A 320-nucleotide genomic window follows, 5' to 3' on the forward strand; every position below is an offset into this window, starting at 1 on the left:
ATGAGTGTTTGTATTTTAGATTTGCTTTTCCAAGCCTTTATTTCTCGTTCTCTTTTGTATGCCGCAGATTTAGAATCAAAAACTTCATGATAAACGATCATCCAGTCTTTGGCTTTTGCTGTAAATCCTTTATGTTCAGACAGATGTTTTCTTAGCCTTTCCTGTATATCTTCACAAGAATGGCCAATGTAGTAATTTTCTAAAGATTGAGAATAAAGTAGGTAGCAGCAACACATGAAACTAATATAAAACAAAAAACTCACAATAAAAATTGTGAGTTCGTTGTGAGCGCGAAAGGATTCGAACCTTTGACCGTCCCG

Annotated in this window: 1 protein-coding gene; it reads right to left on the minus strand. The window is 35.0% G+C overall.

All coding sequences use genetic code 11. The features are described 5' to 3' along the window. The coding region (locus DRF57_RS23510; protein WP_133297570.1) for a GIY-YIG nuclease family protein at positions 1-236 on the minus strand (236 nt) is incomplete at its 3' end. Positions 237-320 lie beyond the last annotated feature (84 nt).

Source organism: Chryseobacterium rhizosphaerae (genome assembly GCF_003385455.1).
GTDB classification, from domain to species: Bacteria; Bacteroidota; Bacteroidia; order Flavobacteriales; family Weeksellaceae; genus Chryseobacterium; species Chryseobacterium rhizosphaerae.